Raw genomic sequence first — 3,117 nt, 5'->3', positions numbered from 1 at the left:
ACCCCCGGCTATCATCAACGCTGAAGAGCTTAACTTCCGTGTTCGGCATGGGAACGGGTGGATCCTCTTCGCTGTTGCCACCGGACTGGCCCGTCGGGCCCTGACAACCAAATACCGAGACCGCAGCCACCGCCGCGTATCGTGCTGTGCGTGGATAAGACTTCGACCGATTAGTATCCGTCCGCTGCACATGTCGCCATGCGTCCACGCCGGACCTATCTACCTCGTCATCTCCAAGGGGTCTTATCTCCGTAGAGGGGAAAGGTCATCTTAAGGGGGGCTTCATGCTTAGATGCTTTCAGCACTTATCCCGTCCACACGTAGCTACCCAGCAGTGCTCCTGGCGGAACAACTGGTACACCAGCGGTGTGTCCATCCCGGTCCTCTCGTACTAAGGACAGCTCCTTTCACCTTTCCTGCGCCCGCGACGGATAGGGACCGAACTGTCTCACGACGTTCTGAACCCAGCTCGCGTACCGCTTTAATGGGCGAACAGCCCAACCCTTGGGACCTACTTCAGCCCCAGGATGCGATGAGCCGACATCGAGGTGCCAAACCTCCCCGTCGATGTGAACTCTTGGGAGAGATTAGCCTGTTATCCCCAGGGTAGCTTTTATCCGTTGAGCGACGGCCCTTCCATGCGGTGCCGCCGGATCACTAAGCCCGACTTTCGTCCCTGCTCGACTTGTAAGTCTCGCAGTCAAGCTCCCTTGTGCCTTTGCACTCTGCGAATGATGTCCGACCATTCTGAGGGAACCATTGGGCGCCTCCGTTACTGTTTGGGAGGCGACCGCCCCAGTCAAACTGCCCACCTGACACGGTCCCGAGGCCGGATCACGGCCTGCGGTTAGAATGTCGATACCACCAGGGTAGTATCCCACCAGCGCCTCCTCCGAACCTGGCGGTCCGGATTCGATGGCTCCTACCTATCCTGTACAAGTGGTACCCACATCCAATGTCAAGCTACAGTAAAGCTCCATGGGGTCTTTCCGTCCTGTCGCGGGGAACCTGCATCTTCACAGGTATTATAATTTCACCGGGTCTCTCGTTGAGACAGTGCCCAAGTCGTTGCACCTTTCGTGCGGGTCGGAACTTACCCGACAAGGAATTTCGCTACCTTAGGACCGTTATAGTTACGGCCGCCGTTTACTGGGGCTTCAATTCGGCGCTTCTCCCCCGAAGGGGATAACGCCTCCTCTTAACCTTCCAGCACCGGGCAGGTGTCAGCCCCTATACTTCGCCTTACGGCTTCGCAGAGACCTGTGTTTTTGATAAACAGTCGCTTGGGCCCTTTCACTGCGGCTCCCTGGGGCTATTCACCCCGGGGAGCACCCCTTCTCCCGAAGTTACGGGGTCCTTTTGCCGAGTTCCTTAACGAGAGTTTTCCCGCGCGTCTTAGAATACTCATCCCACCTACCTGTGTCGGTTTACGGTACGGGCACCACGTTCCTCGCTAGAGGCTTTTCTTGGCAGGGTAGGTGCCGGCCCTTCGGGCCCCGTAGGGCCCTCCTGGTCACCGCTTGGCCGTATGGGGGAGGGATTTGCCGCTCCCCCGGCCTTGCCAGCTTCAACGCGCATGTCCAACAGCGCGCGGCCGTGCCTGCCTGCGTCCCCCCATCACTCAAATGGAACGGAGGTGGTACAGGAATATCAACCTGTTTTCCATCGCCTACGCCTTTCGGCCTCGGCTTAGGACCCGACTAACCCTGAGCGGACGAGCCTTCCTCAGGAAACCTTGGGTTTTCGACGGAAGGGATTCTCACCCTTCTTTTCGCTACTCATACCGGCATTCTCACTTCCAGGCGCTCCACCGGTCCTCACGGTCCGGCTTCTGTGCCCCTGGAACGCTCCCCTACCATCTCTCCCATGCGGGAGAGTCCACGGCTTCGGTGCTGCGTTTAGCCCCGGTACATTGTCGGCGCAGAGTCACTCGACTAGTGAGCTATTACGCACTCTTTCAATGATGGCTGCTTCTAAGCCAACATCCTAGTTGTCTAAGCAACTCCACATCCTTTTCCACTTAACGCAGACTTAGGGACCTTAGCCGGTGGTCTGGGCTGTTTCCCTCTCGACGACGGATCTTAGCACTCGCCGTCTGACTCCCGGGCAGCAAGTCGCTGGCATTCGGAGTTTGACTGAATTCGGTAATCCGGGAAGGACCCCTCGTCCAATCAGTGCTCTACCTCCAGGACTCTCATACCCGAGGCTAGCCCTAAAGCTATTTCGGGGAGAACCAGCTATCTCCAGGTTCGATTGGCATTTCACCGCTACCCACGACTCATCCCCGCAATTTTCAACTTGCGTGGGTTCGGGCCTCCAGCCAGTGTTACCTGGCCTTCACCCTGGTCATGGGTAGATCACCTGGTTTCGGGTCTACGCCCGCCTACTGCATCGCCCTCTTCAGACTCGCTTTCGCTGCGGCTCCGCCTTTGCGGCTTAACCTTGCAGACGAGCGTAACTCGCCGGTTCATTCTACAAAAGGCACGCCGTCACCCCTTAACGGGCTCCGACTTCTTGTAGGCACACGGTTTCAGGATCTGTTTCACTCCCCTTCCGGGGTGCTTTTCACCTTTCCCTCACGGTACTGGTTCACTATCGGTCACTAGGGAGTATTTAGCCTTGGGAGATGGTCCTCCCAGCTTCCGACGGGATTTCTCGTGTCCCGTCGTACTCAGGATACCCCCGGCGGGGGGAGGATGTCGGCTACCGGGCTGTTACCGTCTCTGGCGGGCCTTTCCAGGCCGCTTCGCCTATCCTCCCCGCCTGCCGTGCGGGGGTCCTACAACCCCGGGATGCAAGCATCCCGGTTTGGGCTGATTCCGTTTCGCTCGCCGCTACTCGGGAAATCGCGTTTGCTTTCTCTTCCTCCGGGTACTGAGATGTTTCAGTTCCCCGGGTCTACCGTCCGGCGCCTATGTGTTCAGCGGCCGGACGCCTTCCCATGACGGAAGGCGGGTTCCCCCATTCGGACATCTCCGGATCGTAGCTTACGTACAGCTCCCCGGAGCGTTTCGCCGTTCGTCGCGTCCTTCTTCGGCTCCTAGTGCCAAGGCATCCACCGTGCGCCCTTTTCTTCTTAACCACTCGATACGCGGTTGATTCTTCGACGCGGCCGCC

Annotated in this window: 2 rRNA genes; both read right to left on the bottom strand. The window is 58.4% G+C overall.

The window, feature by feature from the left end:
- Positions 1 to 85, bottom strand: a 5S ribosomal RNA gene (gene rrf / locus ACTRXI_RS16235); the annotation flags it as partial.
- Between the two features lie 65 nt (positions 86 to 150).
- Positions 151 to 3,082 (bottom strand): 23S ribosomal RNA (locus tag ACTRXI_RS16230).
- Positions 3,083 to 3,117 lie beyond the last annotated feature (35 nt).

The organism is Marinococcus sp. LNHM4E3-1 (assembly GCF_056034405.1).
This window is presented reverse-complemented; position numbering and strand designations above follow the sequence as displayed.